The following is a 23,611-nucleotide window of genomic DNA, read 5'->3' on the forward strand; positions in this document are numbered from 1 at the left end:
GCTACTCCACCAGATCGCCTTGCGAGAGGAGGCGCATGGCCCCCTGGTATGGACTCGAATCCGCGAGCGCGGACCACGACAGCGATGCCGAGCGCGGCAGCAATGCCCGGCGGCGGGCTTCGCTCGCAGCCTTGCCCGCCCATCGGCCCGCGTCCCGGGCCGCACCGAAGTCTTCGAGCAATTCGTCGAGCGGTGCACCATCGCCGATGCTCTGGTTGCACAGCAGCGCCAGGTCACAACCCGCATCGATGGCCGCCAGTGCAGCATCGGCGTAGCTGAGCAACTGGCCGTCGATGTAGCGCCCGGCTTCCATGCTGAGATCGTCGCTGAAGATCACACCGTCGAAAGCCAGCCGCTGCCGCAGGATGTCCTGGAGCCATCTGGCTGAAAAGCCGGCCGGCCGCTTGTCGACCTTCGGGTAGATCACGTGTGCCGGCATCACCGCGGTGAGCGTGCCTGCCAGCCAGTCGTAGGGCCGCGCGTCGTCGGCCAGGATGGCCTTGAGGCCCCGCTTGTCGACCGGGATCTCGACATGCGAGTCGCCCGCGACGAAACCGTGCCCCGGAAAATGCTTGCCGCAGTTGCGCATGTCCGCCTGCAGCATGCCGTGCATCACGCTCTTGGCGAGCAGCGCGACCACGCGTGGATCGCGATGAAAGCTGCGGCTGCCGATGACGCTGCTCCCGCCGTAGTCCAGGTCGAGCACCGGTGCAAAGCTGAAGTTGACGCCGCAAGCACGCAGCTCGGCGGCCAGCACATACCCGACGGCCGTGGCGGCCTGCGTGGCACGCATGGCGTCGCTCATCCACAACTCGCCCAGGGCACGCATCGAGGGCAGCCGGGTGAAGCCATCGGTGCGAAAGCGCTGCACGCGCCCGCCTTCGTGGTCGACGCAGATCAGCAGGTCGGGCCGGATTGCCTTGATCTCGGCGTTGAGCGCTGTCATCTGCGCGCGGTCGCGCCAGTTGCGCGCGAAATGGATCACGCCGCCCACCAACGGATTGGCAAGGCGCCGACGGTCGGCGTCGTTGAGTTCGGTGGCCGCGATGTCGATGATCAGCGGCGCGTGGAGGCTTGTTGTTGTCGTTGTCATGCGTCGTGGGTGCCCTGGCGTTCGACCACCACGAAGCTCGCGGCGTATTCTGTTTCGTCCGTCACGGTCACGTGAGCCGTGAGACCCTTGGCCTCGAACCACTCCTTGAGTTCGCCGTGCAGCACGATCACCGGCTTGCCGCTGCGCAGGTTGGCGATCTCGCACAGCCGCCAGGTCATGGGCATGCGCATGCCCAGGCCGATGGCCTTGCTGAAAGCCTCCTTGGCCGAAAAGCGCGTCGCGAGATAGCTGATGCCGCGCTTGGGCCAGCGCGCACTGCGGGCTTGCCAGACCGCGAACTCGGCGTCGCACAGCACCTTGCGGGCAAAGCGTTCGCCCTGGCGCTCGAAGGTCGCCGCGATGCGACGCAGGTCGCAGATGTCGGTGCCGATGCCGTAGATCATGCTGCGCAGGCGTTCACCGTGCCTCGTCGATGCAACGCAGGTAGTCGCGCGTGGTGGCCGCATAGCCGAGTTCGAGCGCATCGGCGACGAAGGCATGGCCGATGGAAACCTCCTGCACACCCGGCACGGCGCGCAGGAAGGCGGTCAGGTTGTCGCGGCTCAGGTCGTGGCCGGCGTTGACGCCAAGGCCTGCAGCCAGCGCGGCGTGCGCAGTCTCGGCATAGCGCGCGAGCACGGCCTGTTCGTCCGGCCGGCCCCGCGAGGCCGCATAGCCTTCGGTGTACAGCTCGACGCGGTCGGCGCCCACGGCCTTGACCGCCGCCATCATCTCGGGGATCGGGTCCATGAACAGACTGACGCGCACGCCCAGTGCCTTGGCTTCAGCGATCAGCGGGCGCAGGCGCTCGGCGTCGTCGGGAAAAGTCCAGCCGTGGTCGCTGGTCGACTGGGTTTCGCTGTCGGGCACGAAGGTGGCCTGATGCGGCTTCAGCGTGCGCACGAAGTCCATCAGGTTCTGGAAGGGGTTGCCCTCGATGTTGAATTCGATGCCGGGCCAGTCCTTGGCGAGCAACGCGGACAGGTCGCTCACGTCATGCGCGCGGATGTGGCGCGCATCGGGCCGCGGGTGCACGGTAATGCCCTGCGCGCCGGCGGCCAGGCAGGCCTGGGCAGCCTTCACCACGCTCGGAATGCCGAGGTGGCGCGTGTTGCGTACCAGGGCAACCTTGTTGAGGTTGACGGACAGCGAGGTGGTGCCGGCGTGGCCTGAAGTGCTCATAGTGCTTGCAGATCTCTCATCATTTGCCGCGTGCGCAGCGTGGACACGCCGCAATGGTAGTTGAGCAAGGCGCGCAACTGGTTTCGCAGGGCGCTGTTGCTGCCGGCGTTCATGGTGGCGATCTCGCGCAGCGTGGCGGTGAAGGGCGCGCGATCGTCCAGCACGCCTTGCAGGGATTGCCAGTCGGTGCCGGTCAGCGCGGCTTCTTCCTTGGTGGCCTGCCGCAATCCAGCTTCCGGCACGAGGGTGTAGCGCGTTCTGGCCGCGAGCGGCTCCAGCGTGAGGGTCTGCGCATCGAGCGAAGGCAGCAGGCCCACCCCACGCAGCAGCAGCAACTCGAAGGCGCGCAGGGCGGCCGCCTGCGTGGCGGCCTGGGCGCCGGCATGGTCGCTCGCCAACACCTGCACCACGCCGGCGTAGGCATCGAACAGGGCTTCGTGGGCGTCGTCCCGCGCAAGCAGGCGCAGCAGCAGCTCGTTGACGTAGTAGCCCGACATCAGGGCTTCGCCGGTCGGCATCACGTGGCCGCCCATCCATTCGGCGCCCTTGAGCGTGCGGATCTCAGCGTCGCCGCCGTAGTTGAGCTGCAGGGGCTGCAGCGGCAGCAGCACCGGGCGGAAATTGGAGCTCGGGCGCTTCGCCCCCTTGGCCACGAGCGCGATGCGCCCGTGGTGGCGCGTGAAGACCTCGAGGATCAGGCTCGACTCGCTCCAGTCGTAGCGGTGGAGCACATACGCCGGTTCGTGCGAAACGCGGTGGGTAGCCATGTCAGTACGCGCTGTCGAGGAGCATCGAGGCTTGATGAAGCCGGCAGGCGCCGCGCAACCGGCCTGGCCGGGCTGCTGGCGTTACCGCCTGCAAGGGAATTGGCGGCTGCACAAAGCGAGCAAGCTTGGAGATTTGCCCGTGCTTATTCGTAGCCGAAGGAGCGCACGCGCGCTTCGTCGTCGGCCCACCCCGAGCGGACCTTGACCCAGAGCTCGAGGAACACCTTGGCATCGGCCAGCTTTTCGAGCTCGACGCGGGTTTCCATGCCGATGCGCTTGATGCGCTCGCCCTTGTCGCCGATCACCATGGCCTTGTGGCCGTCGCGCTCGACCACGATGGTGGCGGCAATGCGCAGCAGGCGCTTCTGGCCTTTTTTCTGGGGCGGCTCTTCCTCGAACTTGTCGATGATGACGGTCGAGGTGTAGGGCAGTTCGTCGCCCGTGAGGCGGAACAGCTTCTCGCGCACCAGTTCGCCAGCCAGGAACTTCTCGCTGCGGTCGGTGAGTTCGTCTTCGTCGTAGAACCAGGGCTGCTCGGGCAGGTACTTTTCGCAGATGCCGAACAGGCGCTCGACGTCCTTGGCGTTCTTGGCCGACATCGGCACGTACTCGGCAAAGCTGTGCTTGCCCTGCATGGTCTGCAGCCAGGGCGCGATGTCGCCACGGCGGTGCACGTTGTCGAGCTTGTTCGCCAGCAGCACGGTCGGAATGCCTTTGCCGAGCAGCTTGAGCACGCGCTCGTCGGCCGGCGTGAAGCTGCCGGCCTCGACCACGAACAGGATCAGGTCCACATCGCCGACCGCGCCCTGCACGGTCTTGTTGAGCGACTTGTTCAGCGCGTTGGCGTGCAAGGTCTGGAAGCCCGGCGTGTCGACGAAGACGAACTGCGTCGCGCCCAGCGTGCGCATGCCGGTGATGCGGTGTCGCGTGGTCTGCGCCTTGCGCGAGGTGATGCTGATCTTCTGGCCGACCAGCGCATTGAGCAGCGTCGACTTGCCCACATTGGGCTTGCCGACGATGGCGATAAGGCCGCAGTGCTGCGGGCCGGTGGTGCCCGAACCGCCAGCGGTGTCTTCGGGTTCCGCTACGGGATTGATAGCATCGTTCATTGTGATTTCACGCGGCGCCGCGTGCCTTGAGCCGGATCAACATGGCGGCCGCGGCAGCCTGCTCGCCGGCGCGGCGCGAGCCGCCGATGCCGCGTTCGCGAAGGCCCAACTCGGGCACCTCGCACTCGACATCGAAAGTCTGCTTGTGCGCGGCGCCCAGCGTCGCTGCCACGCGGTACACCGGCAGCTTCATTTTGTGACCCTGCAGCCATTCCTGCAATTCGGTCTTGGGGTCCTTGGCCGCCGCTTCCATGCGCGGCGTGATTTCGACCGACTCATACAGCCGGTGCACCAGCGCCTGCGCGGCGGCAAAGCCGGCATCGAGATAGACGGCGCCGATCAGCGCCTCGAGCGCGTCCGCCAGGATCGACGGCCGGTTGGGGCCGCCCGAGCGGGCCTCGCCTTCACCGAGCCGCAGCAGCGGCGACAGTGCCAGCTCGAGTGCCAGCCGGTGCAGGGTGTCCTGCTTGACCAGGTTGGCCCGCACGCGCGACAAGTCGCCCTCGGGCAGTGCCGAAAGGCGGATGTAGAGCAGGTGGGAAACCGCGAGGTTCAGCACCGAGTCGCCGAGAAACTCGAGGCGCTCGTTGTGATCGGCCGAAAAACTGCGGTGCGTCAGCGCGAGCTGAAGCAGCCGGGTGTCGGAGAACTTGTGCTGGAGACGCGCCTGCAGCGCGACAAGGCTGCCGTCCACCTTCTTAAGCGCCGCGTTCAGCGGGTCTCGCCTTTGTACTTGAGCGTCAGGTAGGCCGGCCCGAACAACGGGATTTCGCGCTCGTATGCGTACGACACGACGACCTTGTCGCCGACCTTCTTGATGTCGAGGTCCTTGCCACTGACCGACTTGAAGTCGTCGATGGCCTGCGCACGATCGAAGATCGCGCGCACTTCGGGCACGGTCGTGCCTTCCTTGGCCTTGTTGGCGGCCTTGTCGATCGCCTGCCATTCGATCAGCGTCGGAATGACCTGCGCGACGACCACGCCCAGGCAGCCGAGCACCACCGCGACGAACACCAAGCCGATGAACGAGATGCCGCGCTGTTGCGCCGCCCTGCTGCGGATAGACCGGTTTGTTCTCATGCCCTCTTACCCCTCGAACAGTTTTGACTGCTTATTGAAACGGACCGATGCGCCCCAGATCGCTGAAATTCATCCAGACGAAGAAAGCCCTGCCCACGATGTTCTGGTCAGGCACGAAGCCCCAGTAGCGCGAATCCGCCGAATTATCGCGGTTGTCGCCCATCATGAAATATTGGCCGGCGGGCACCTTGCAGACCACGCCTTCGACGGAGTAGCGGCAGTTTTCACGGAACGGGAAGTCACTGGCGCCGGGCACGAAAGACGGGGCCGCGTCGTCGTTGAGGATCTTGTGCTGCTTGCCGCCCAGGTTCTCGTCGAACTGCTTGAGCAGGCGCATCGATTCGCCGTCGAGGTAGTCGGCGGCCGGCTCCTTGGAAATCGGCTTGCCGTTGATCGTGAGCTTCTTGTTCAGGTACGCCACCTCGTCACCCGGGATGCCGACCACGCGCTTGATGTAGTCCATGCTCGGCTTGGGCGGGTAGCGGAACACCACCACGTCGCCACGCGCCAGCGGCGTGCCGTCGGTGATCTTGGTGTTGATGACCGGCAGGCGCAGGCCGTAGGTGAACTTGTTGACCAGGATCAGGTCGCCGGTCAGCAGCGTAGGCATCATCGAGCCCGAGGGAATCTTGAAGGGCTCGTACAGGAACGAGCGCAGCAGGAACACCACCAGGATCACGGGGAACAGGCCAGCGGTCCAGTCGAGCCACCAGGGCTGCATCAGCAGCCGGTCGCTCGCCTTGGCGTCGACCGTGTCGACCTGCGTGATGCCCTGTCCGGCCAGCCGCGCGTTGCGCTCGGCCATCGAGGCCTCGAGCTTGGCGGCGGCCTGCTCGCGCTTCGGCAGGAAATAGAAGCGTTCCGCCAGCCAGTAAAGGCCGGTGACCACCGTGGCCAGGAACAGCAGCAGCGCGAAGTTGCCTTCGATCACGCCGAAATACCAGGCGCCGACATAGCCGGCAAATGCCGCGAGAACCAGGGAGGTGATGAATGCCATTTTTTGATCAGTCTTCGACTTGCAGAATCGCGAGGAAGGCCTCTTGCGGGACCTCGACAGAGCCGATCTGCTTCATTCTTTTCTTGCCCGCCTTCTGCTTCTCGAGCAGCTTCTTCTTGCGGGAAATGTCGCCGCCGTAGCACTTGGCCAGCACGTTCTTGCGAAGCGCCTTGATTGTCTCACGCGCAATGATGGTGACCCCGATGGCGGCCTGGATCGCCACGTCGTACATCTGGCGCGAAATGATCTCGCGCATCTTCGACACCACCGCCCGGCCGCGGAACTGCGACTGGCTGCGGTGCACGATGATCGACAGCGCATCGACCTTGTCGCCGTTCAGCAGGATGTCGACCTTCACCACGTCCGACGCACGGTATTCCTTGAACTCGTAGTCCATCGAGGCATAGCCCCGGCTGACCGACTTCAGCTTGTCGAAGAAGTCGAGCACGATTTCGCCGAGCGGCATCTCGTAGGTCAGCATGACCTGGCGGCCGTGGTAGGCCATGTTGATCTGCACGCCACGCTTCTGGTTGGCCAGCGTCATGACCGAGCCGACGTACTCCTGAGGCATGTAGAGGTGCACGGTGACGATCGGCTCGCGGATCTCGCTCATGCGGCCGACGTCGGGCATCTTGGACGGGTTCTCGACCATGATCACTTCGCCGTCGTTCTTGACCACCTGGTAGACCACGCTGGGCGCGGTCGTGATCAGGTCCTGGTCGAACTCGCGCTCCAGCCGCTCCTGCACGATTTCCATGTGCAGCAGGCCCAGGAAGCCGCAGCGGAAGCCGAAGCCCAGCGCCTGGCTCACCTCGGGTTCGTAGCGCAGCGACGAATCGTTGAGCTTGAGCTTTTCGAGCGCATCGCGCAGCGAGTCGTACTCGCTGGCTTCGGTCGGGTAGAGACCGGCAAAGACCTGCGGCTGGATTTCCTTGAAGCCCGGCAGCGCTTCGGTGGCCGTGGCCGCCGCACCGCCGGTGCCCGGCTTGATCAGCGTGACCGTGTCGCCGACCTTGGCCGCCTGCAGCTCCTTGATGCCCGCGATGATGTAGCCCACCTCGCCCGCTTCGAGCGAAGGGCGCGGTTCGTTGGCGGGCGTGAACACGCCCACGCTGTCGGCGTTGTACATCGCGCCAGACGCCATCATCTTGATGCGCTCGCCCTTCACGAGCCGGCCGTCGACCACACGCACCAGCATGACGACGCCGACGTACGGGTCGAACCAGCTGTCGACGATCATCGCGCGCAGCGGACCGTCGGGATTGCCGCGCGGCGCAGGCATCTTGTGGACGATGGCTTCGAGAATCTCGTCGATGCCCAGGCCCGTCTTGGCGGAACATGGAATCGCATCGGTCGCGTCGATGCCGATCACGTCTTCGATTTCGGTGCGCGCGTTGTCGGGATCCGCGTTCGGCAAATCCATCTTGTTGAGCACCGGCACCACTTCAACGCCGAGGTCGAGCGCGGTGTAGCAGTTGGCCACGGTCTGCGCTTCGACGCCCTGCGATGCATCGACGACGAGCAACGCGCCTTCGCATGCCGACAGCGAGCGGCTCACTTCATAAGAGAAGTCGACGTGGCCCGGCGTGTCGATCAGATTGAGGTTGTAGACCTGTCCGTCGCGTGCCTTGTAGTGCAGCGCAGCGGTCTGCGCCTTGATGGTTATCCCACGCTCTTTTTCGATGTCCATCGAGTCGAGCACCTGCGCTTCCATCTCGCGTTCTGCGAGACCACCGCAACGCTGGATCAAACGGTCTGCGAGCGTCGACTTGCCGTGATCGATGTGCGCAATGATCGAAAAATTTCTGATGTGATTCATCAACGGGAACGCTTAAGTACTTGAATTGGCTCGGCCGCAGAGTGCGACGGGCAAGAAAAAAGGGCGCGTCTTCTGGAGACGCGCCCTGAACCAACAAGCAATGGCAACTGCAGTAGTTGGAACTTCATTGTAGGCAAAAAGGGAAGCACGTACATCCGGGAACAGGGTCCAAAGGGGTCGTTGCAGGTCCACAACATCAAAGATATAAACAGCTTATCAACAGGATCGGTGGAGCACTCACTGAACAACTTGTGGGCGATCTGTGGAGCACCGGTGGACTGCTGTCTGACATCTCGCATCGTGAAGGTCATTGCACTCCTTATGCGCTGACCACCCGCCGAGGTGGCCCTATTCTACCGAAAACCGTCCTTAGCCCCGCCGCAAGTTAGTAGGCACAAACAAAAATCATCGCCTTCCGGCACCCAGATTTTTTTCAAGCCCGGCGCCGGAACGTCGTAAACACCTCAAAAAAACGGCCCCAAACCCGACTGCCGGGTGGGGCCACTTGACGCCAGCGTCAGATCAGCGTGCGGGACGGATCAGGGCGTATTGGGCCCAGTCCCCCCGGCGGAACAGCACGCTGAGCGCCTTGCTCTTGTCGGCTTTCCCAATGGCAGACTCGAATTCCCGTGCGTTGGCGACCTCGATATTGCCAACGGCCAGGATGATGTCGCCCTCGCGCAGACCGGCGCGCGCAGCGGCGTCGCTGGCGGTATCGACCTTCACGCCGCCCTTGAGCTTGAGTTCCTTTTTCTGTGCATCGCTGAGATCGCTCACCGCAAGGCCCAGCGACTTGGCGGCAGCGGAAGCCGACGGCTTCGGCGCCGGCTCGTCCTTGTCGGCTCCACGCTTGGCAGGCTTATCGGGCTCGATCTCGGCGATGGTCACGCTCAGGTCGCGCGAGGCACCGCGGCGGAACACGGTGAGCGTGCTCTTGGTGCCCGGCTTGGTATTGCCCACGAGGCGCGGCAGATCGCTCGGCTTTTCGATGGGCTTGCCGTCGAACTTGGTGATGACGTCACCCGGCTCGACACCCGCCTTCTCGCCCGGCGATCCGGCTTCGACGCCACGCACCAGCGCGCCCTGCGCCTTGCCCAGTCCGATGGCCTCGGCCACATCCTTGGTGACCTGATCGATCTGCACGCCGATACGGCCGCGCGAGACGCGACCCGAGGTGCGCAACTGGTCGCTGACACGGATCGCCTCATCGATCGGGATCGAGAACGAGATGCCCATGAAGCCGCCCGAGCGCGAGTAGATCTGGCTGTTGATGCCCACCACTTCGCCGCGCATATTGATCAGCGGGCCGCCCGAGTTGCCGGGGTTGATGGCCACGTCGGTCTGGATGAACGGCAGGTATTCGCCGGTGTCGCGCTGCTTGGCGCTGACGATGCCCGCGGTGACGGTGTTCTCGAGGCCGAAGGGCGAGCCGATGGCCATCACCCATTCGCCCACGCGCAGCTTGGAGATGTCACCCACCTTCACGGCCGGCAGGCCCGTGGCCTCGATCTTGACGACCGCGACGTCGGTGCGCTTGTCGGCACCGACGATCTTGGCCTTGAATTCGCGCTTGTCGGGCAGCGTGACCATGACCTCCGAGGCGTCTTCCACCACGTGTGCGTTGGTCATGACATAGCCGTCGGGCGTCAGGATGAAACCGGAGCCCACGCCGCGTGGACGCTCTTCTTCCTGAGGCTGTTGCTGGGGTTTGTTCGAACGCGGCCCCTGGCGCGGCACGCCTGGAAGCGGCTGGCCGAAGAAGCGGCGGAAGAACTCCTGCATCTCCTCGTCCATCTCGCCGTTGCCACCGCCGCGCTGCGCAACCTTCTCGACGGTGCGGATGTTGACCACGGAGGGGCCGACCTGATCGACCAGATCGGTGAAGTCGGGCAGCGTGCGCGTCTGCGCGTGGACCGACTCGACCGGCAGGAAGGTGGCACCCGCAGTCACCGCAAGCGCAAAAGCCAGCAGGCCGGAACGAAGCTTGTGTCCCTCGACTTTGAAGATCATCGGTTTTCTTTCAAAAGAACAGAGCGGCTAAAACAACAAATGCTGTGAGTCTGCGGCGCATGCTTGGTTCAGCGCAAGGGGAGCAGCTTTCGCGTTCGTGGCCCGTCAGCGCGTGCGCGCAAGACTCTGGGCAAATGCGTTGAGTGTCTGCTGCGGCACTTCGCCAACGGCGGTCAACCACCAGTCGCTGGCCGGCTCAGGCAGGCGACGACGGATTGCGTTGGTCGCGCCGATGGTCAGCACGCCATCGCGGGGCGCGCGCACCGCGTCGTAGCGTTCGATGAAAAGCGACACCGAAGCGAGGCCATCGGAGAAGGTCCATTGAACCGTCGTCGCGTCTGGCTTGGACGACTTGCCATCGCTGGCCGGACGCCGGAAGAAGCTTCGGGGCTTGAATCCGGCCACGGGTGTACTGAGAGCCCAGCCTTCGTCCTGCGCCGTGGTGCGCTCGAGCTCCAGCTTCTCGATGCGATAACCGGACGTGTTGGCCATCATTTGCGCCAGGGCCTGCGCCTTGATCGGCGCATCGAGCTGCAGCTCGGAGAACGCCGACTGCTCCACCACGCGGGATTCGCTGTCGATGGTCTGAAGCTTCACCACGAGACCCGAGCGGCGCTCGCTCCAGATGCGATAGCCGAAGCGCAGTCCGTCGTGCGGCACCAGTTGCACCACGTCGGCATCGAAGCCGGCCACGCGGTCCTTGCCGATGGCCCGCACGTCGTAGAAATCGCTGATCGACGAGTCGGGCTTTTCAGGGAGATTCGGGAAGAGATCGAGGTTCTCGCGCTTCTCGACCTTGACGACCTTCACCTCGGGCAGGAAGGTCATGACGTTGCGATTGCGCCGGAAGGTCGAACGCTGCGGCCCCGACAGCGCCTCGATGCGCTCGATCTGGTGATCGCCATCGCGCACGTGCCAGATGCGTGCACTCGACAGATCGCCACCCGGTGCCGACACCACGAAAGTGCCCACATAGTTGCGCTGCCGAGCACCCGCGTGCATGCGCTGCAGCCACTCGGTCACGCTCATCGCCGGCGGCTCGTCCGTCTGCGCGGTTGCCGCACTCTTCGCATTCGTCGAGCCCGAGCGGGTCTGCGCGGTGGCAACCTGCGCCAGGCAAAAAGCTGCAAACACAAGCACGCAGGCGCGTGCGGAGATCGGCATCTGAACGGTCATTACGGGCAGCTAAGGGCGCGCACTCAGCGCGTAGGCCCCTCGAAGGTGGCGTTGCGCAGGAATCCGGAAGGCATTTGCGAAGCACCACCAGCCTGCTGGTGCGCTTCGAGCAATTGATCGAGCCGTGGATCGCGCAGCATGACCTGCGGCGCGCCGTTGCCGACGATCACCCGGGTCGGGGTCAATGTCGCACCGGCTGGCTGCTGGCCATTCGTGGTTGCGACGGCGAGAACCGAATTCACCGCCGGTTGTTGCTGCTGGGCCGACGCGATCTGCGCGCCGGTTTGCGGGATCGCCGCGCCGTTGCCGACGAGCGTCCAGCTGACGGCCACCACTGCGACCAGCGAGGCCGCGCCTGCCACCAGCTTCCAGCGGAACACCGGCTCGTTGGCGGCCTCGACCCTGCGCTGCGCAGGCACGGCCGCCGCCACCGCAACGGGCGTCAACACAGGCGCGACGGCAACCGGCTCGGCTGCCAGCCGCTGCTGAAAGCGCGCAAGAAACGCTGAGGTGTCGCTGCACGGCGCATGAGAACCCGAACGCAGGACATCGCCCACCATGTGGTAGGCCTGCCAGGCGGCACGCGAGTCGCCCTCGTTGCAGACCGCATCGATCGCCTGTGCGAACGCCTCGCCCTGCAAATGACCATCCGCAAGTGCGGACACCTGTTCCCGAACCGTCATCGTCTGATTCATTTCATTCACCTGCTTGCTTACCAACGCTTGCCGGACTGGTTGTCCAGCAGCGGTTTGACCTTGGCCGAAATGGCCTCTCGCGCCCGAAAAATACGCGAACGCACCGTGCCGATAGGGCAATCCATGACCTCGGCAATCTCTTCGTAACTCATGCCCTCGATCTCGCGCAGCGTGACCGCCTGGCGCAACTCGGCCGGAAGTGCGTCCATGGCCGTCTCGACCACATTGGCGATTTCCTTCGCCGCCATGACTGATTCGGGGGTTTCGTCGCTGATTGGTTCGTTTCCAGGACGGTAAGTTTCATCGTCGTCGTCAGAAGAGGGCCGCAAGGCGCTTTCGGAGACGGTCGGATCGCGCTTCATGTCCACCAGCGCCTTCTTGGCGGTGTTGACGGCGATCCGGTAGAGCCAGGTGTAGAACTGCGCCTCGCCACGGAACTGGTGCAGCGCGCGGTAGGCCCGGATGAAGGTCTCCTGCGCGATGTCCTCGATCAGGTCGACATCGCGCACCATCCGGCCGATCAGGCGCTCGATGCGGCGCTGGTACTTGACGACCAGCAGCTCGAAGGCCTTCTGGTCGCCCGCCACCGTGCGCTGGACCAGCTGGAAATCGACCTCGCCCGGGCGCGGTGCCTCGGCGGACGCGTCGGTCAGGCCGGAGTCCGGTGGCACAGGCGGCGGAGAAGTTGTCATCGAGGGAGGTTCAGGGCGCGTCGGCGGGAGCCGTCGCGCGCCAGGGGTCGGCAGCAGGCGCTGCAGATGGAGCGCGCGAATATACCGCGCGACGCACGTCGCGCCAGCGCTCTGGCATCGCCCTCTGCTCGATCCAGAGCCAGCGCCGAGCGCGGCCAGGCTCGGCGAGCCGGACCAGCATCAGCGACTGGAAATCGAGCGCAACTGTCGCTTGCGCCTCGTGAACGGAGCGGCTTGCATCGGCACCCGTCAGGGACCAGCGGAGCCCGTCAAAATGCAGGACGGCAGCGCCATCGCGCCGCAAGCCGAAGCCGGCAGCGACGCCCGAGAACACGACACTGAAAACCAGCAGCAGCTGGCGCCATCCAACGCTATCGAACAGATAGCAGGATGCGCCAGCGCAGATGGCACCCAGGGCCCAGAGGGCAATCAGAATCCGGGTCGCGCCACGCGAGCGCCCCACCGGATAGGTCACCGACGGTGCGCTGTGCATGAAAGAGCAATGCTCAAGCGCGCTTGAACACCAGCGTGCCGTTGGTGCCGCCGAAGCCGAAGTTGTTCTTGACCGCGACATCGATCTTCAGATCGCGCGCCTCGTTGGCGCAGTAGTCGAGATCGCACTCCGGATCCTGGTTGAAGATGTTGATCGTCGGCGGGCTCTTCTGGTGATGCAGCGCAAGCACGGTGAACACCGATTCGATGCCGCCCGCGCCGCCCAGCAAGTGGCCGGTCATGGACTTGGTCGAATTGACGACGAGCTTCTTCGCGTGATCGCCAAAGGCGAGCTTGACCGCGTTGGTCTCGTTGACGTCACCGATCTGCGTCGAGGTACCGTGCGCGTTGAGGTACTGGACTTCGTCGGCATTGACGCCGGCATTGGCCAGTGCCATAGCCATCGAGCGGCGTGGGCCGTCGACGTCGGGCGCGGTCATGTGGTACGCGTCGCCGGTCAGGCCGAAGCCCGAGACTTCCGCGTAGATCTTGGCGCCGCGCGCCTTGGCATGTTCGTACTCTTCGAGCACCAGCACGCCGGCGCCCTCGCCCAGCACGAAACCGTCGCGGTCCTTGTCCCAAGGGCGCGAAGCCGTGGTGGGGTCGTCATTGCGGGTGCTCAGCGCGCGGGGCGCCGTGAAGCCGCCAATGCCGAGCGGCGAAATGGTCGACTCGGCACCGCCCGCGATCATCACGTCGGCATCGCCGTACTCGATCATGCGAGCCGACGTTCCGATGGCATGCAAGCCGGTGGTGCAGGCGGTGACGACGGCGATGTTCGGGCCCTTGAAGCCGTACTTGATCGACACGTGGCCCGAGATCATGTTGATGATCGATGCCGGCACGAAAAACGGCGAAATGCGGCGCGGGCCACGGCTCGCGTATTCACCGTGCGTTTCTTCGATCATCGGCAGGCCGCCGATGCCGGAGCCGATGTTGCAGCCGATGCGCACGGCCTCTTCATAGGACAGTGCGTCGCCGGTCGGCAGTCCGCTGTCCTGCACCGCCTGGATGGCGGCGGCGAGTCCCAGATGAATGAAGCGGTCCATGTGACGCGCTTCCTTCTCCGAGATGTATTGGGTGATGTCGAAACCCTTGACCTCACCGGCGAACTTGCAGGCGAAAGCGCTTGCATCGAACGCGGTGATGTTCGCAATGCCCGACTTCCCGGCCAACAGGTTGGCCCAGGATTCGGTTGCGGTGTTTCCGACAGGAGCGATGCAACCGAGTCCGGTCACGACGACGCGGCGTTTGGTCATGCCGGCAAACCTTTCTGGAAGCGCTGTACAACGGCCTGTCGGCGCATGCGGTTCAAAGAAAAACCGCCGGCCGCAGACGCAGTGTTGTCAGCTGGCCGATCAGGCCTTTTGATTCTTGGTGGCGTAGTCGACGGCGTTTTGCACCGTGGTGATCTTCTCGGCGTCTTCGTCGGGAATCTCGATGCCGAACTCGTCTTCGAGTGCCATCACGAGTTCGACCGTGTCGAGCGAGTCGGCGCCGAGGTCGGCCACGAAGGCCTTTTCATTCGTCACTTGGGACTCTTCCACGCCGAGTTGCTCGGCGATGATTTTCTTGACACGTGCTTCGATATCGCTCATTTGGTTCCCTCTGAGGGTTTGTAAGTAATCGGTGGATTTTAGCCGGGCGCATTGTGGCATTTGCCGTGCGTCCGGTGCGGGAAAAGATTGCGCCTTGCGGCTACATGTGCATGCCGCCGTTGACGTGCAGTTCTTGCCCTGTCACGTAGGAGGCCTGGGGCGATGCGAGGTACGCCACTGCATGCGCGATGTCGGCCGGCTTGCCCAGATGGCCGAGCGGGATCTGCTGGAGCAGCGCCTGTTGCTGGGCTTCCGGGAGGCTGGCCGTCATGTCGGTTTCGATGAAACCGGGTGCGACGCAGTTGACGGTGATGTTACGGCTGCCGAGTTCACGGGCCAGCGCGCGGGTCATCCCCGACACGCCGGCCTTGGCGGCCGCGTAGTTAGCTTGCCCGGCATTGCCGGAGGCGCCCACCACGCTGGTGATGCTGATGATCCGGCCATAGCGCTGCTTCATCATGGGTCGGATCACCGCGCGCGACAGGCGAAAGACGGCCTTGAGATTGGTATCGAGCACCGCATCCCAGTCGTCGTCCTTCATGCGCATGGCGAGCGTGTCGCGCGTGATGCCGGCGTTGTTGACCAGCACGTGGATGGCACCGTAGGCCTTCACGATCTCGTCGATCAGGGCTTCGACGGCAGCGCCGTCGTTCACGTCGAGTGCACGGCCGCGGCCGTCAAAGGCACTCAGGGCCGAAGTGATCTTTGCCGCACCTTCGTCGGTGGTGCCGGTGCCCACGACCTTCAGGCCGCGCTGGGCAAGCTCCAGCGCGATCGCCGCGCCGATGCCGCGCGATGCGCCGGTGACCAGGGCGACTTGCCCTTCGAATTTGGGAATACTCATAAGAGAAAAAGTATCGGGGCCTTGCGCCGGTCAGCCGGCGAGCGATTGTCGGGTTTCCGCGAGCGTTGCCGGGTCGTACACCGACGCGGCTTCGAGATCGGGGGCGATGCGCTTCACCATGCCAGCCAGCACCTTGCCAGGGCCGCACTCGATGATGGCGGCTACGCCGCGCAGTTTCAAGGCCTGGATACTTTCGACCCAACGGACCGGGCCCGCGGCCTGACGCACCAGCGCGTCGCGGATGCGGTCCGCATCGGTTCCGATCGCCACGTCGATGTTGTTCAGCACCGGAATCTGCGGCGCCGCCAGCGTCAGGCTGGCCAGCTTTTCGCGCAGCGCCTCGGCGGCCGGCTTCATCAGGCTCGAATGGAACGGCGCCGACACGGGCAGCAACAGCGCACGCTTGGCGCCGTTGGCCTTCAGCAGCTCACACGCCTTGTCGACTGCAGCCTTGCTGCCGGCAATCACCGTCTGCATCGGGTCATTGAAATTCACGGCCTCGACGATCTCGGCACTGCCCGGGCCGAACGTGGCAGTCGCTTCCGCGCAGCCCGCCACGACCTTGCCGGACTCCATGCCGAGAACAGCCGCCATCGCGCCCACGCCCACCGGCACTGCCTGCTGCATGGCTTGCGCGCGAAAACGCACGAGCGGCGCCGCTTGAGCCAACGTCAAAACGCCGGAGGCCACCAGCGCCGAGTACTCACCCAGCGAATGCCCCGCCACCACCGAAGGCGTTGCGCCGCCTTCGGCCAGCCAGGCACGCCATGCGGCAACGCCTGCGACCAGCATCACGGGCTGGGTGTTGGTGGTAAGCGCCAAGTCTTCCTTGGGACCACTCTTGATCAGCGCGCCGACGTCTTCGCCCAGCGCATCAGAGGCTTCGCGCAGGGTTTCGACCACGGCCGGGTGATCGCCCCAGGCGTCGAGCATGCCGACAGCCTGCGAACCCTGACCCGGGAAGACAAAAGCAAAGGATTTCATTGTTTTACACGTCATATCGCATGGCGGCCCTCATCGAGGTACCGCAGCATGCTACAGATTCAATAGCACCGCACCCCAGGTGAAGCCACCGCCCACGCCTTCGAGCATGAGGGTCTCGCCCTTTTTCACCTTGCCGGAGCGCACAGCCTCGTCGAGCGCCAGCGGAATCGAGGCAGCCGACGTGTTGCCGTGCTCGTTGACCGTGACGATCAGCTTCTCGCGCGGAAGCTTCAGCTTTTTCGCCGTGCCTTCCATGATGCGGATGTTGGCCTGGTGCGGAATCAGCCAGTCGATATCGGCCTCGGTCTTGCCCGCCTTGGTCAACGTGGCGCGCGCCGCTTCTTCGAGCACGCGAACCGCAAGCTTGAACACGGCCTGGCCGTCCATGTGCAGGAGCGGCGTGCCCAGCACGTTGCCACCCGAGACATGGCCCGGCACGCAAAGAATGCCGACGTGCTTGCCGTCGGCATGCAGATCGCTGGCCAGGATGCCTGGTTCTTCGCTGGCCTCGAGCACCACGGCGCCGGCGCCATCGCCAAACAACACGCAAGTGGTGCGGTCATTGAAGTCGAGGATGCGGGAGAACACCTCGGCACCGATCACCAGTGCGCAGCGCGCCGTGCCGGTGCGGATCATCGCGTCGGCAACGGTCAGCGCGTAGACAAACCCGCTGCAGACCGCCTGGACGTCGAACGCCGGGCAGCCGGCAATGCCGAGCTTGTGCTGGAGGATGGCGGCCGACGACGGAAACACCATGTCGGGCGTCGAAGTCGCGACGATGATCAGGTCGACATCGCTGGCTTTGCGACCGGCAGCCTCCAGGGCATGCTTGGCGGCTTCGAAACCGAGATCGCTGCTGGTGACGTCCGGCGCGGCGAAGTGGCGCGCATGGATGCCCGTGCGCTCGACGATCCATTGGTCGGAAGTCTCGATGCCGCGTGCCGCCAGATCCTTGGCGAGGTCGTCATTGGTCACGCGGCGTGGGGGCAGGTAGCTGCCGGTGCCGGTAATGCGTGAGTAAGGGGTCATCAAACGTGAAGGGCCGTCGCGTCGACCGGCGCCGCCGGTTCCTGCCGCGCGAGCAATGGCGCGGCGTGGGCGATGCGGGCCCGCACGCGATCGAGCAGGTTGTTGCGAGCGGCATCATAAGCGCGATCCAGCGCATGGCCGAAAGCCACTTCGTCAGCCGAACCATGGCTTTTGAAAACCAGGCCACGCAGCCCCAGAAGTGCCGCGCCGTTGTAGCGGCGGTGATCCACCCGGCCTTTGAAAGCTTTTAAGACCGGGTAAGCAACAATTGCCGCCAGTTTGGTAAAGATGTTTCGAGAGAACTCAGCCCGAATGAATTCCTGAATCATCGAAGCCACGCCTTCGCTGGCCTTCAGTGCCACGTTTCCAACAAAACCGTCGCAAACGATGATGTCGGTCGTGCCCTTGAAGATGTCGTTGCCTTCAACGTTGCCGTAGAAATTCAAATCTTTGGAGTTGGCGGCCGTACGCAGCAATTGACTTGCTTTTTTGATCGTTTCGCTGCCCTTGATGGCCTCTTCGCCAATATTGAGCAGGCCCACCGATGGCGCCTCGTTGCCGGTCAAGGCTGAAACGAGGGCAGAGCCGAGCACGGCAAACTGAAGCAGATCTTCGGCATCGCAATCGACGTTCGCGCCAAGGTCCAGCACGGTTGTCGCCCCGCCCTTGGCGTTAGGCAGTTGCGGCGCAATGGCCGGGCGATCGATGCCGTCGAGCGTCTTGAGCAGATAGCGCGCAATGGCCATCAGCGCGCCGGTGTTCCCGGCCGAGATGGCCGCCTGTGCGGCGCCATCCTTCACCTGCTGGATCGCGACACGCATCGAAGAATCCTTCTTCTTGCGCAATGCGATCTCGACAGGGTCGTCCATGCCCACCACCTCGCTGGCAGCGACGATGCGGGCACGTGGATGTGCGGCGAAGCCCGCCAGCGCAGCCGGCGCACCGACCAGCAACAGCGAAGCCTCGCTGTGCCGCTCGAGAAACGCGCGGCAGGCCGCAAGCGTGACGCGCGGCCCATGGTCGCCCCCCATGCAATCCACGGCGAGCGTGATTGCAGAAGGCGCAGCAGCGGATTCGAAAGAAGAAGACGTAGCCATCAAAACAAAGGCCCGACGCTACGAAGGAAGTAGCTTCGGGCCTCGGCCTTGGGATGCGAGATCAGGCTTCAGACTTGTTCTTGAGCACCTGGCGGCCACGGTAGAAACCGTTGGGGCTGATGTGGTGACGCAGGTGCGTTTCACCGGTGGTCGGCTCCACGGCGATGCCTGGCACGACCAGCGCATTGTGGGAACGGTGCATGCCGCGCTTGGAAGGCGACTTCTTGTTTTGCTGGACGGCCATGATGGCTCCTGGACTGTTAGGTGAGTGATTGGATGCGGGCTCAAGCGGTGGCAATACAAAAAAACCAAAAAGGCTGGCGGCATGTATGGAATGCCTTTTTCTGTATTGCTGCTCACGGCGGCGCGCGCGAAGCCCATGATTATAGCCCAGCCTGCGGCAAAGGGCTACTTGCCCTCTTCCGGCTTGCGCGAACGCAACGCTCCGAGCACCGCAAAGGGGTTCGGCTTGGCCTCTTCGGCCGCCTGGAAGTCGTCGTCGCTGGACGAAAGCTGGATCGGCGTCGGGCAGACGTCGTGGACGGGCGTGACCGGAATTTCCATCAGAAGCTCGTCCTCGATCAAGGCATGGAGGTCGAAATCCCGGCTGATGACCAGCAGGTCCTCTTCGGATTCCTCGTCTTCGGCTTCGGCCGTGGCCTCGTCCGCCACGAAACGGAACCAGCGGTCGACCGACAGCACAGTGTCGACGGGCGACAGGCAGCGTTGGCAAACCAGCGGCACCGCCGCTTCGGCGTCCAGATGCAGCCAGGCTGTCGGCTTGCCGTCCGCACCGGGGCGCTCTTCGGCGGTAGCCTCCCAATGGACCCCGGCATCGGGCGCCGGCGCCGCCAGCTCGGCGACCAGGCGCGGGTAATTGGAAACCGGGTCCGCAGCCTGGATGGATGCGGCGGCCGCTGCAAAAGCGGGCACGTTGAGCCGTTCGGGGGCAAATTCTCTGTTCATCCACGCCAGTCTATCGCGCCGGCCGGCTTCCCCACACCGGGCATGCGAGAGGGTTTTGGACTGCTCACGCACAATCGTCCCCATGCAACGCACTGTGATCCTCGCCTCGACCTCGCGCTACCGCCGCGAGCTGATGAACCGCCTGCGACTGCCCTTCGACGTGCAGTCGCCCGAAGTCGACGAAACACCCCTGGCCGGTGAAGCGCCGCGCGACCTGGCCATCCGCCTGGCGCTCGAAAAAGCCAATGCCGTGGCCACTCGCTTCCCCGAAGCGGTGGTCATCGGCTCCGACCAGGTGGCCGACCTGGCCGGTGAAGCCCTCGGCAAACCTGGCGACCACGTCCGCGCGACCGCCCAGTTGCGCCGCATGCGCGGCCAGACGCTGATATTCCAGACCGCCGTGGCCGTCGTCTGCCACGCGACGGGCTTCGTCCAGCGCGACATCGCGCCAGTTCGCGTGGTGTTCCGCGACCTCAGCGACGCAGTCATCGAGCAGTACCTTCTGGCCGAGCAACCCTACGACTGCGCCGGCAGCGCCAAGAGCGAAGGCCTGGGCATCGCGCTGCTGAACGCCATCGACAGCGACGACCCGACCGCATTGGTCGGCCTGCCGCTGATCCGCACCTGCCAGATGCTGCGCGCCGCGGGGGTCGAACTCCTGTGACGCACGGCAAGCTCTACCTCGTCCCCGCGCCGCTCGACTTCGGCTGCGACATTCAAGCCCCGCTGCAAGATGCCCTGCCGCTGGGCACGCTGCAGGCCGCCGCGGGCATCACGCACTGGATCTGCGAGAACGCCAAGTCCGCGCGCGCCTATCTGAAGCGCATCGATGCCGTCGCTCCGCTGGCCGCGCCACTGCAGGCGCAGAACATCCAGGAACTACCGCGCGAAGTGCACAAGAAAGGCGATCACGCAGGCCAGTTCGATGCCCGCCCCTTGCTGGCCGCCGCACTCGAAGGCCACGACATCGGCCTGCTCAGCGAAGCAGGCATGCCCGCGGTGGCCGACCCGGGCTCGTCGGTGGCTCGTGCCGCGCACGACCTCGGCATCACCGTGGTACCGCTGACTGGCCCAGTCTCGCTGCTGCTGGCGCTGGCCGCCAGCGGCCTCAACGGCCAGAACTTCGCCTTCGTCGGCTATTTGCCGCAGGATGCCGGCGAGCGTCAGACCCGCATTCGCGAACTCGAGGCGCTTGCGCTCAAGAGTGGTCAGACACAGCTGTTCATCGAAACGCCCTATCGCAACGCAGCGCTGCAGCAGGCCCTTGTGCAGACGCTGCAGCACAACACCCGCCTCGCCGTGGCACGCGGCCTCACGCTGGCCACCGCCCACGTGCGCAGTGAAACCGTGAAGAGCTGGCGCGCCAAGCCGCAAGCCGCCACGGACGAGCGCCTGCCCGCCGTGTTCGCGATCGGTCGCTGACGATGGTGGCCGTGACCGCAGGCACGCGCTGGGCCTCGCGCGCGCAGTTCTTTTCCGCCGGCTTCATCTTCGCGACCTGGGGCGTGCACGTGCCCACGGTGAAGGCGCACTACGGCATCGACGAAGCCGAGCTTGGGCTGGCCATGCTCGCAGCCGGCGCCGGCGCGATGTTCGGACTGACCAGCGCGGGACGCTGGATCGGGCACCACGGCCCACGCCGCATGGCCGGCATCTGCGGCTGCATCTATGCGCTGCTGCTGACCGGCCTGATCGCCGTGCCGAACTATGCAGCGCTGCTGGTGTTGCTCGCGGCCTTCGGCCTGGTCACCAGTGTGTTCGACGTATCGATCAACACCGAGGCGGCACAGCTCGAACAGCTCGGCGGCACGCCGTTGATGAGCGGCATGCATGGCATGTTCAGCCTTGGCGGCATGGCCGGTGCCGCCAGTGGCAGCGCGGCACTTGCCGCAGGGCTCGGCGCACAGGCGCACCTGCTGCTGGTGGCCGGCGCCATGGTGCTGGTCGTTGCCGCGGCTTCGGCATACATGCTGCCGAAACCCGCCTCCGCAGGCGACGGGGCTGCCGCCGATCACAGCTTTCGCCTGCCGCGCGGCACGCTGGCAGTGTTGGGCGTGCTTGCCGCACTGGGCCTGATCGCCGAAGGCGCGATCTACGACTGGAGCGTTCTCTATATGCAGCAGGAGATCGGTGCGCCGCAGCAGCAAGCGGCACTGGCCTATGCAAGTTTCTCGGCGGCCATGGCGGCGGCGCGTTTCGGGGGCGATGCGATGCGCGCCCGCTTCCAGCCAACGGCACTGCTGCTTGGCAGCGGCCTGCTCGCCGCGGCGGCCATGACGCTGGTGCTGCTCACCGACCTGCCCTGGCTGGCTCTGATCGGCTTTGCGGGCGTGGGGGTCGGCTTTGCCAACGTGGTGCCGATCCTGTTCTCCGCCTCGGCGAAGGTGCCGGGCATCGAGCCGGCGCGCGGCATCACGTCGGTGTCCGCGGTGGCCTACCTGGGATTCATGGCAGGCCCCGCGGTGATCGGCCTGCTGGCGCGGGCGACCTCGCTGACCGCCGCGCTCTATGTGGTCGTGGTTTTCGCCATCGCGCTGGCGGCTTCTGCGCGCTACACCGCCAGCGACGAAAACCGGCCGTAGCGAATCAGCGCAGCGCCGGCGTGTAGCTCTGCATCAGGCGCACCGTGGTCTCAGCCATGGAGGCGCCGAACTTCTTCGCCAGCTTCTCGGCCACGTTGTCGCGGCGCGTGTAGTCGATCACCTCGTCGGCCTTGATCACTTCGCGTGCCACGTAGTCAACGTTGCCCAGTTGGTCGGCCAGGCCGTACTCGACGGCTTGCTCGCCGCTCCAGAACAAGCCGCTGAAGAGGCCCGGAGTATCGAGCTTCAGGCGGTCGCCGCGGCCGGTCTTCACCACATTGATGAACTGCGCGTGGATCTGGTTCAGCATCGTCTGGGCATGGGCGCGTTGCGCATCGCTCATCGGGCTGAACGGATCGAGAAAGCCCTTGTTCTCGCCTGCGGTCAAGAGGCGGCGCTCGACGCCGACCTTTTCCATCACGCCCGTAAAGCCGAAGCCGTCCATCAGCACGCCGATGCTGCCGACGATGCTGGCCTTGTCGACATAGATCTTGTCGGTGGCGGCGGCGATGTAGTAAGCCGCCGAGGCGCAGGTCTCTTCGACCACGGCGTAGATCGGCTTCTTGTACTTGGCCTTCAGCCGCTTGATCTCGTCGTTGATGATGCCGGCCTGCACCGGGCTGCCGCCGGGCGAGTTGATCAGCAAGACCACGCCCTTGGCACCATCGTCCTCGAAGGCCGTCTTCATGGCGGCGACGACGAACTCCGCGCTCGCGTCCCCACCGGCGGCGATTTCGCCCTTGATCTCGACGACGGCCGTGTGCGCCGTGGTCTTGGCGGTGCTCGGCGTGCTGCGCGAGAGCGCGAACCACGCCAGGAAGATGAAGAAGGCAAGCCAAGACAGACGCACGAAAGTCTTCCAGCGGCGCGTGGCCTTCTGCTCGCTCAGTGCGGCGAAGGCAAGTTTCTCGAGCGTCGCGCGCTCCCAGCCGGGACGTTGGGTGGGATCTTTGGCCATGTTCTTGGGGGTGGCCGGCTCAAATGGTTCGAACCCTTCGGGTTCAGTTCGGTTCGGGTCGGTCATGTCAGAAAGTCAGGGGGTGGAGGTTCCAGTCAGTATGCCAGTGCACCACGCCGTCATGCTCGCTCAGTGCGATCTTCACGAGGCCGCCACGGCAGGGGCCGCCCGCGCATTCGCCGGTGTCGGGCTTGTAGACCGCGCCGTGCGTCGCGCACAGCAGCCACTGGCCGGAGTCGTCGAAGAAGCGGTCGGGCTGGAAATCCATCTCCATCGCGACGTGGCTGCAGCGGTTGAGATACGCATGGGGCAGCCCCTCGAAACGCACCGCGAAGGCGCGGCAGGTTTCCCCGCCGTGAACCACGTCGAAGGGCACGGCACGGCCGCCTTCGACAAGATCCGAGGCATTGCACAGCGGGATGCGTTCTTCGCTCATGAAGA

General features: G+C 64.9%; 27 protein-coding genes. 3 read left to right on the forward strand and 24 right to left on the reverse strand.

What is annotated here, in order from left to right:
* Position 1: 1 nt before the first annotated feature.
* From nagZ to ACGLHS_RS28230, 22 genes are all read right to left on the reverse strand, one after another.
* Positions 2–1,093 (reverse strand): beta-N-acetylhexosaminidase, encoded by a 1,092-nt coding sequence (gene nagZ / locus ACGLHS_RS28125; RefSeq protein ID WP_394485145.1) that lies wholly within the window; start codon positions 1,091–1,093, stop codon positions 2–4.
* Positions 1,090–1,497, reverse strand: coding sequence for a holo-ACP synthase (gene acpS, locus ACGLHS_RS28130; RefSeq protein WP_394485146.1), 408 nt, complete (start codon positions 1,495–1,497; stop codon positions 1,090–1,092). Before acpS ends, nagZ begins: the two co-directional genes overlap by 4 nt.
* A 13-nt stretch (positions 1,498–1,510) precedes the next feature.
* Complete coding sequence (locus ACGLHS_RS28135) at positions 1,511–2,275, reverse strand: pyridoxine 5'-phosphate synthase (RefSeq protein WP_394485147.1); 765 nt, start codon at positions 2,273–2,275, stop codon at positions 1,511–1,513.
* A complete protein-coding gene (recO, locus tag ACGLHS_RS28140; RefSeq protein WP_394485148.1) occupies positions 2,272–3,042 on the reverse strand; it encodes a DNA repair protein RecO in 771 nt (256 codons plus the stop codon). The genes ACGLHS_RS28135 and recO overlap by 4 nt, the downstream gene beginning before the upstream one ends.
* A 143-nt stretch (positions 3,043–3,185) precedes the next feature.
* Positions 3,186–4,151 (reverse strand): GTPase Era, encoded by a 966-nt coding sequence (era, locus tag ACGLHS_RS28145; protein ID WP_394485149.1) that lies wholly within the window; start codon positions 4,149–4,151, stop codon positions 3,186–3,188.
* A 7-nt stretch (positions 4,152–4,158) separates the two neighbouring features.
* Positions 4,159–4,845 (reverse strand): ribonuclease III, encoded by a 687-nt coding sequence (gene rnc, locus ACGLHS_RS28150; RefSeq protein ID WP_093236572.1) that lies wholly within the window; start codon positions 4,843–4,845, stop codon positions 4,159–4,161.
* 17 nt (positions 4,846–4,862) lie between these two features.
* Positions 4,863–5,231 (reverse strand): DUF4845 domain-containing protein, encoded by a 369-nt coding sequence (locus tag ACGLHS_RS28155; protein WP_093236571.1) that lies wholly within the window; start codon positions 5,229–5,231, stop codon positions 4,863–4,865.
* Positions 5,232–5,262: 31 nt separating this feature from the next.
* Positions 5,263–6,228, reverse strand: a complete 966-nt coding sequence (gene lepB, locus ACGLHS_RS28160; protein ID WP_394485150.1) for a signal peptidase I — start codon at positions 6,226–6,228, stop codon at positions 5,263–5,265.
* Between the two features lie 7 nt (positions 6,229–6,235).
* Positions 6,236–8,047: a translation elongation factor 4 gene (gene lepA, locus ACGLHS_RS28165; protein WP_093236569.1), complete on the reverse strand. Its 1,812-nt coding sequence runs from the start codon at positions 8,045–8,047 to the stop codon at positions 6,236–6,238.
* Between the two features lie 522 nt (positions 8,048–8,569).
* Complete coding sequence (locus tag ACGLHS_RS28170) at positions 8,570–10,057, reverse strand: DegQ family serine endoprotease (protein ID WP_093236568.1); 1,488 nt, start codon at positions 10,055–10,057, stop codon at positions 8,570–8,572.
* A gap of 105 nt (positions 10,058–10,162) precedes the next feature.
* Positions 10,163–11,233: a MucB/RseB C-terminal domain-containing protein gene (locus ACGLHS_RS28175; protein ID WP_394485151.1), complete on the reverse strand. Its 1,071-nt coding sequence runs from the start codon at positions 11,231–11,233 to the stop codon at positions 10,163–10,165.
* A gap of 23 nt (positions 11,234–11,256) precedes the next feature.
* Positions 11,257–11,928: a sigma-E factor negative regulatory protein gene (locus tag ACGLHS_RS28180; protein WP_394485152.1), complete on the reverse strand. Its 672-nt coding sequence runs from the start codon at positions 11,926–11,928 to the stop codon at positions 11,257–11,259.
* A 17-nt stretch (positions 11,929–11,945) separates the two neighbouring features.
* Positions 11,946–12,620 carry an RNA polymerase sigma factor RpoE gene (gene rpoE, locus ACGLHS_RS28185; RefSeq protein WP_093236565.1) on the reverse strand — a complete coding sequence of 225 codons (675 nt, stop codon included), beginning with the start codon at positions 12,618–12,620 and terminating at the stop codon, positions 11,946–11,948.
* Between the two features lie 10 nt (positions 12,621–12,630).
* Positions 12,631–13,113, reverse strand: a complete 483-nt coding sequence (locus ACGLHS_RS28190) for a hypothetical protein (RefSeq protein ID WP_394485153.1) — start codon at positions 13,111–13,113, stop codon at positions 12,631–12,633.
* A gap of 13 nt (positions 13,114–13,126) precedes the next feature.
* Positions 13,127–14,371 (reverse strand): beta-ketoacyl-ACP synthase II, encoded by a 1,245-nt coding sequence (gene fabF / locus ACGLHS_RS28195; RefSeq protein WP_093236563.1) that lies wholly within the window; start codon positions 14,369–14,371, stop codon positions 13,127–13,129.
* Positions 14,372–14,470: 99 nt separating this feature from the next.
* On the reverse strand, positions 14,471–14,710 hold the full coding sequence (gene acpP, locus ACGLHS_RS28200) for an acyl carrier protein (RefSeq protein WP_007830471.1): 240 nt from the start codon (positions 14,708–14,710) through the stop codon (positions 14,471–14,473).
* A gap of 100 nt (positions 14,711–14,810) precedes the next feature.
* Entirely contained in the window at positions 14,811–15,554 is a 744-nt protein-coding gene (gene fabG / locus ACGLHS_RS28205; RefSeq protein ID WP_093236562.1) for a 3-oxoacyl-ACP reductase FabG, read from the reverse strand.
* A 30-nt stretch (positions 15,555–15,584) separates the two neighbouring features.
* Positions 15,585–16,538, reverse strand: a complete 954-nt coding sequence (gene fabD, locus ACGLHS_RS28210; RefSeq protein ID WP_394485155.1) for an ACP S-malonyltransferase — start codon at positions 16,536–16,538, stop codon at positions 15,585–15,587.
* 51 nt (positions 16,539–16,589) lie between these two features.
* Positions 16,590–17,567: a beta-ketoacyl-ACP synthase III gene (locus ACGLHS_RS28215; RefSeq protein ID WP_394485156.1), complete on the reverse strand. Its 978-nt coding sequence runs from the start codon at positions 17,565–17,567 to the stop codon at positions 16,590–16,592.
* Positions 17,567–18,664, reverse strand: coding sequence for a phosphate acyltransferase PlsX (plsX, locus tag ACGLHS_RS28220; RefSeq protein WP_394485157.1), 1,098 nt, complete (start codon positions 18,662–18,664; stop codon positions 17,567–17,569). The genes ACGLHS_RS28215 and plsX overlap by 1 nt, the downstream gene beginning before the upstream one ends.
* Before the next feature lie 61 nt (positions 18,665–18,725).
* On the reverse strand, positions 18,726–18,908 hold the full coding sequence (rpmF, locus tag ACGLHS_RS28225; RefSeq protein ID WP_007830466.1) for a 50S ribosomal protein L32: 183 nt from the start codon (positions 18,906–18,908) through the stop codon (positions 18,726–18,728).
* A gap of 164 nt (positions 18,909–19,072) precedes the next feature.
* Entirely contained in the window at positions 19,073–19,630 is a 558-nt protein-coding gene (locus tag ACGLHS_RS28230) for a YceD family protein (protein WP_394485158.1), read from the reverse strand.
* 82 nt (positions 19,631–19,712) lie between these two features.
* On the opposite strand from ACGLHS_RS28230, the gene ACGLHS_RS28235 reads away from it, so the two are divergent.
* Genes ACGLHS_RS28235 through ACGLHS_RS28245 form a run of 3 tightly spaced genes read left to right on the forward strand, consistent with a single transcriptional unit; the run spans position 19,713 to position 22,212 of the window.
* Positions 19,713–20,294, forward strand: a complete 582-nt coding sequence (locus ACGLHS_RS28235) for a Maf family nucleotide pyrophosphatase (RefSeq protein WP_394485160.1) — start codon at positions 19,713–19,715, stop codon at positions 20,292–20,294.
* Positions 20,291–21,052 carry an SAM-dependent methyltransferase gene (locus ACGLHS_RS28240; protein ID WP_394485161.1) on the forward strand — a complete coding sequence of 254 codons (762 nt, stop codon included), beginning with the start codon at positions 20,291–20,293 and terminating at the stop codon, positions 21,050–21,052. The genes ACGLHS_RS28235 and ACGLHS_RS28240 overlap by 4 nt, the downstream gene beginning before the upstream one ends.
* Before the next feature lie 2 nt (positions 21,053–21,054).
* A complete protein-coding gene (locus ACGLHS_RS28245; RefSeq protein ID WP_394485162.1) occupies positions 21,055–22,212 on the forward strand; it encodes an MFS transporter in 1,158 nt (385 codons plus the stop codon).
* A 4-nt stretch (positions 22,213–22,216) separates the two neighbouring features.
* Here the strand turns inward: ACGLHS_RS28245 and ACGLHS_RS28250 are convergent, their stop codons facing one another.
* Both ACGLHS_RS28250 and ACGLHS_RS28255 read right to left on the reverse strand, forming a co-directional pair.
* Entirely contained in the window at positions 22,217–23,236 is a 1,020-nt protein-coding gene (locus tag ACGLHS_RS28250; protein WP_093236554.1) for a S49 family peptidase, read from the reverse strand.
* Position 23,237: 1 nt separating this feature from the next.
* Entirely contained in the window at positions 23,238–23,606 is a 369-nt protein-coding gene (locus tag ACGLHS_RS28255; protein ID WP_394485163.1) for a Rieske (2Fe-2S) protein, read from the reverse strand.
* Positions 23,607–23,611 lie beyond the last annotated feature (5 nt).

This window comes from Variovorax sp. VaC1 (genome assembly GCF_043658315.1).
In the GTDB taxonomy this organism is placed as follows: domain Bacteria; phylum Pseudomonadota; class Gammaproteobacteria; order Burkholderiales; family Burkholderiaceae_C; genus Variovorax.